Here is a 3,927-nt window from a genome sequence, read left to right as displayed (position 1 = left end):
GTCGACGGGGCTGGCCGTGGTGGCCGCGCTGCTGCTGGCGCGCTGGCTGCGGCGCGACCGACTGGCCCCGCCGCTCGCGTTCGGGCATTGAAACAGGACGGTTGGGCTCGGCGGCTGTTGTCCTGTGGACGTTGGCTCATTGAACGACGTCTGCAGAACTCCCTCGAAATCCGGCGCCGCGCTGGAGGCGGTCAGAATGTCGGCGGCGTGTTGACCCAGAGGATGCGGACCGTGGTCGAACCGATATTGCGGTAGCCGTGGCCGAGTTCGGAGTTGAAATAGAACGCGTCGCCTGCCTCGAGTGCCACCACGTTCGCCTCGACCAGCAATTCGACGGAACCTTCGAGCACGTAGCCGAACTCTTGTCCCTTGTGGCTGATCAACTCGGGGCTGCCGCCGCCGGCCTCGATCACGTGGACGTTGATCTGCAGCAGATATTCCGGACCGGACGGCACCAATTGCTCGAGCACGACATGGTTGCCCGAACGCCGATGTCCCGTCTCCATGTGCGGACGCTCGTTTTGCCGCAAAACGAACACTTCCGAGGCATTGTGCTGCAGCGTGCCGAACATCGCGTTCATGTTGATGCCCAGTGCCTGCACCAGCCGGTGCAGAGCCGCCATGGACGGCGTAGCGCGGTCGTTTTCGATCTTCGAGAGATAACCCTCTGTCAGCCCGATGCGGGCGCCGAGCTCTTCCAGGCTGAGGCCAAGCACCTGTCTGGCATGGCGCAGCTTGACGCCGATCCTCGGGGTTCCGTTTCTGTCGCGCATGTCAGGTCCGCGTCTTCATCCAGTCCGCCAGCTTCGCCAGCAGGAAATCGACTTCCGCCTCGGTGTTGTAATGAGCCAGCCCGATGCGGACGACACCGTTGCGGTCCGCAAGCCCCAGCCGCTTGATTGGCTCCAAACCGTAATTGTGACCGTGCCAGAGATAGATGCCTTCCTCTGCCATCGCCCTGGCGATGTCCGCGGGATCGGTTCCGTCAACGGTGATCGACACGGTAGGCACACGGCGCGCCAGCGCCGCCACATCGGATATGCCCTGGATCAAGACGCCATCAATTCTGGACAATCCGGCAATCAGCCGTGCTGTCAGGACACGCTCATAACGGTCGGCGACTTCAATGCCGGCGACGATTCGCTCCCGCCGCGTCGCCTGCGGGTGGACGTTGCCGAAGGACTGTCCGAGCCAGGCATAGTGCTCGACGGCGCCAAGCACCCCGGCAAGCGCCTCGCGGCTTGTCGTTCCCGTCTCGAATTTTCCAGGTGGCGTATTGGAAGCCGCGCGCACCTTATAGGCGGTCAGCGCCTGCAGCAGATCGAAACGGCCCCACAACACCCCGTGATGCGGTCCAAAAAATTTGTAGGCCGAGCAAACCAGGAAATCACAGCCGATCTCCTGGACGTCGATCACCCCATGCGGCGCGAACTGCACCGCGTCGATATAGCTCAGCGCCCCGATCGCGCGGGCGCGCTGCGCGATCCGCTTCACGTCGTTGATCGTGCCGGTAACGTTGCTGGCATAGCCGACAGCGACCAGCTTGACGTCCTCGTCGATAGTCGCCTCCAGCGTCGACAGGTCGAGTTCGAAGGTTTTTGGATCGAGGTCGATCCAGCGTACTTCAAGCCCCCGATCCTCCGCCAGCATCAGCCAGGGTGCGACGTTGGCGTCATGATCCATGCGCGTCAGCACGATGGCGTCGCCGGCGTTCAGATCGCGGCCGATGGCGCGCGAGACGGCGAAAGTCAGAGTTGTCATGTTCTGGCCGAACACCACCTCACGCCGGTCGGCGGCATTGAAGAAATCGGCCATCGCCTGATGCGCGTCGTCGACCATCGCCTGGGCCGCGAGTGAGGTTTCGAAATAGCCACCAAGATTGGCGTTGGTTTCGATCATGACACGCGTCATACGCTCGATCGAACGGCTCGCCATCTGGGTTCCCGCGGGATTGTCGAAGAAAATCCGCTTCTTCGGCTCGGCACCTCTCGCCATCGCCGGAAAAGCATCGCGGACTGTATCTATATCCATGTCTGAATTCCGTGTCTGATGATCGTTGTGCGGCGGCCCCTCGACCGCCGCCAGCAGCGGCTTCACGCGTTCAGCCGGCCGCTTCATGGATGGCGACAGCGCGAGCCGGGAAGCCAGATCCGGCCTTTGGCTTTGGCCAGCTTGCCATTATCAACGCGCCGGCTTCGGGCACCTTGTCGAGATTGGCCAAGAGCTCGATCTGCCAGCAGTCGCGCGACAGCACATAGTATTCCAGGCTTGCGTCACCTGCGGAAGTGGCACGGCCGGGATCAGTGTCCATGCCCTCGTGCCCGATCGCAGCAACACCGCGGCGTTCCAAAAGCTCCTCCAGCACCGGCTTCGACCAACCAGGCGCATGGGAGATACCGTCGGCCGACTTGTTCCGAAACGCCACGGGGTCCGGCCAGCGCGGCCACCAGCCGGTGCGAAGTGCGACAAAACACTTTTCCGGGATACGGCCGTTCCGCGCCTCCCAGGCCGAAATATCGTCGAGCGTCGGCGTCGCGTCGGGATCGGCGGCGACCCTGTCGCTGATGTCGAGGATGACCAGCGGCAGAAGCATCTCCGCCACCGGCAGTTGGTCGATCGAGCGGCCGCCGTCGATGAAGTGCACCGGCGGATCGACATGGGTGCCCCACTGTCCGACGAAGGCGTAGTGGTGGACCTGGAAGGCATCGCCCTTCGAAAAATCGAGCAACGCACTGCGCTCCTCGTCCGGGAAGGCCGGGAAATGCGGCTGACCCGGATGAAACGCATGCGTCAGGTCGGTGAAGGTCGCGGCGGAGAGCCGCGACCTGTAGATGTCCCAAAGGGAGCCCGGAGTGGACAAGATCACGGCTCCGCGACGAAGGTCGGTGCCGCTTCACTTGCCAGGACAAGCTTGCCGTCCTTGACACCAATGACCGAGACCGACTTGTCCGGCACCGAAATGCCCGGGCGGTAGGTGATCGTGCCGGTCACGCCGTCGAGCCCGGACGTAGCGGCCAGCGCGTCACGGATCTTGGCCGGATCCGGCGCACCGGCACGCTTGATCGCGTCGGCCATCAGCTTGACCGAGTCGTAGCCGAGCGCAGCGAACGCGTTCTCCGGGGCATTGCCGACCGACTTGGTGTAGGCGTCGATAAAGGCCTGCACCTTCGGGGTGGCGCCCTCACCGATATAGGCGTGGGTGGTGAAGTAGGTGTCCTTGGCCGCGTCGCCGCCGACCTGGATCAGCAAGGGCGTGTCGTAGCCGTCGCCGCCGACCACCGGCAGGTTGATGCCGGCCTGGCGCATCTGCTTCAAGATCAGGCCGATTTCCTCGGCATTCGACGAGGCATAGACGAAGTCTGGCTGCGGCGACAGCGCCTTCAGTTTGGCGATCTGCGCGGTAAAGGTCTTGTCGCCGATCTTGTAGGTGTCGCGCTCCAAAATCTTGCCCCCGCCATGCTCGTAGGCGGTGACGAAGTAGTCCGACAGCAGCGTTGTGTATTCAGTGCCGATGTCGGTCAGCAGGTAGGCGGTTTTGCCGTTCAGCTTGTTCAGCGCAAATTCCGCGCCAACCGCAGCCTGAACGTTGTCGCCGAAGGCGGCGAGGAAGATCTCGTTGCCGAGCTGGCTAGGCAATTTCGGCGAGGTCGCGCCTGGCGTTATGAACGGTATCTGCGCCGTCTGGACCTGCGGTCCGATGGCCAGCACCGAGTCGGAATCGGCGAAGCCGATGATGCCGACGACCTTGTCGCTGTCGATCAACTGGCTGGCGACGGTCGAGATCGTCGTCGAATCGCTCTTGGAATCGTAGATCACCAGTTCTATCTGCTGGCCGAGCACGCCGCCGGCGGCGTTGATTTCGCTCGCTGCCAGCTTGGCGCCATTCAGCATCGGACCGTCGAGCGAGGCCTGGATGCCGGTCAGGTT

The 3,927-nt window shown here is 63.2% G+C and carries 4 protein-coding genes; all 4 read right to left on the bottom strand.

Features of this window, described 5'->3' with window-relative positions; all coding sequences use genetic code 11:
* Window positions 1–191 precede the first annotated feature (191 nt).
* Entirely contained in the window at window positions 192–773 is a 582-nt protein-coding gene (locus EN884_RS28635) for a cupin domain-containing protein (RefSeq protein ID WP_013528422.1), read from the bottom strand.
* Window position 774: 1 nt separating this feature from the next.
* Window positions 775–2,031 carry a cysteine desulfurase-like protein gene (locus EN884_RS28630; RefSeq protein ID WP_063170430.1) on the bottom strand — a complete coding sequence of 419 codons (1,257 nt, stop codon included), beginning with the start codon at window positions 2,029–2,031 and terminating at the stop codon, window positions 775–777.
* Between the two features lie 70 nt (window positions 2,032–2,101).
* The gene (locus tag EN884_RS28625) at window positions 2,102–2,866 is read right to left on the bottom strand and encodes a cyclase family protein (RefSeq protein ID WP_244514254.1); all 765 of its coding nucleotides are present in this window, start codon (window positions 2,864–2,866) and stop codon (window positions 2,102–2,104) included.
* Window positions 2,863–3,927: ABC transporter substrate-binding protein (locus tag EN884_RS28620; RefSeq protein ID WP_128360873.1), on the bottom strand; the 1,065-nt coding region annotated here is incomplete at its 5' end. The genes EN884_RS28625 and EN884_RS28620, both read right to left, overlap by 4 nt.

Source organism: Mesorhizobium sp. M7A.F.Ca.AU.001.01.1.1 (genome assembly GCF_004022735.1).
Classification (GTDB): Bacteria; Pseudomonadota; Alphaproteobacteria; order Rhizobiales; family Rhizobiaceae; genus Mesorhizobium; species Mesorhizobium ciceri.
Note: the sequence above shows the minus strand (reverse complement) of the source record. Positions and strands in the feature narration are given on the sequence as shown.

Excerpts from the sequence above, each read along its gene's own strand:
- EN884_RS28635 (WP_013528422.1), bottom strand. The coding sequence starts at position 773 with ATGCGCGACAGAAACGGAACCCCGAGGATCGGCGTCAAGCTGCGCCAT.
- EN884_RS28630 (WP_063170430.1), bottom strand. The coding sequence starts at position 2,031 with ATGGATATAGATACAGTCCGCGATGCTTTTCCGGCGATGGCGAGAGGT.